Genomic DNA, 1,254 nt, shown 5'->3' on the forward strand with positions numbered 1-1,254 from the left:
CCGCAAACACCGACTGCTGATCCGAGTTGCCGGCCGTGAGGTGGTTGAAGGTCAGGTTSAGCACGATGGCCATGATCGCCGACGAGCTGATGCCCGAGTGGAAGATGGTCGCGAACCAGCTTGGGAAGTGSTCGTAGAAGCTCGGYGCAGCGATRGGGATCATGCCGAAACCGATGGAGGTGGCGACGATGATCARGTTGACGTTGTTGCGGTAGTCAACCTTGGACAGCGTACGAATACCACTGGCCGCCACGGTGCCGAACAGCACGATACCGGCGCCGCCGAGGACAGAYGTCGGYACYGCCGCGATGACCCGGCCCATGAAGGGCAGCAAGCCGAGRAYCACCAGAAACAAACCACCKGTGGCRACCACRAARCGGCTCTTGATCCCGGTCACCGCCACCAGCCCGACGTTCTGGGCGAAGGCGCTTTGGGTGAACGAACCGAAGATYGGCGCAATCATGCTCGACAGCATGTCGGCGCGCAGGCCGTTGCCCAGGCGTTTGGAGTCGACTTTGGTGCCGATGATTTCACCGACGGCGAGGATGTCCGCCGAAGTTTCCACCAGCGTCACCATGACCACGATGCACATCGACAGAATGGCAGCGAAGTGGAAAGTCGGCATGCCGAAATGGAACGGGGTCGGGAAGCCRAACATCGGSCCCTCRGTAACAGAYGARAAGTCYGCCATGCCAAGGAACACCGCGATGACCGTGCCGATGACCATCGCCAGCAGAATCGACAAWCGGGARATGGTCGCGCTGCCKATCTTGCTCAGCAGCARMACCAAYAYCAACGTCACYGCCGCCAGRCCAATGTTCGCCATRCTGCCGAAGTCCGGMGCRTGGCTRTTGCCGCCCATGGCCCAGCGYGCRGCCACCGGCATCAGCGTCAGGCCGATGGTGGTGATCACAATRCCCGTGACCAGCGGCGGRAAGAACTTGGTGATGCGCGAGAACACYGGCGTGATCAACAAGCCAATCAAMGAYGCGGCAATCACCGCCCCGAGAATYGACTGAAACCCACCCTCCCCGCCACTGCTGACAATCGCCACCATGGTCGCGACGCCAGAAAACGATACACCTTGTACCAACGGCAACTGACAACCGAAAAACGGTAAACCAAGGGTCTGGAGTAAYGTCGCCAGCCCCCCTGCAAACAATGAAGCAGCAATCAACAAACCGATGTCCGCCGGCGAGAGCCCRGCGGCCTGACCAATGATCAAMGGCACCGCGACGATGCCACCGTACATGG

The 1,254-nt window shown here is 60.4% G+C and carries 1 protein-coding gene; it reads right to left on the bottom strand.

The window, feature by feature from the left end; all coding sequences use genetic code 11:
• Window positions 1-1,254: nucleobase:cation symporter-2 family protein (locus AC1DRJ_RS28245; RefSeq protein WP_477805038.1), on the bottom strand; the 1,254-nt coding region annotated here is incomplete at both ends.

This window comes from Pseudomonas sp. P5_B2, from assembly GCF_056400445.1.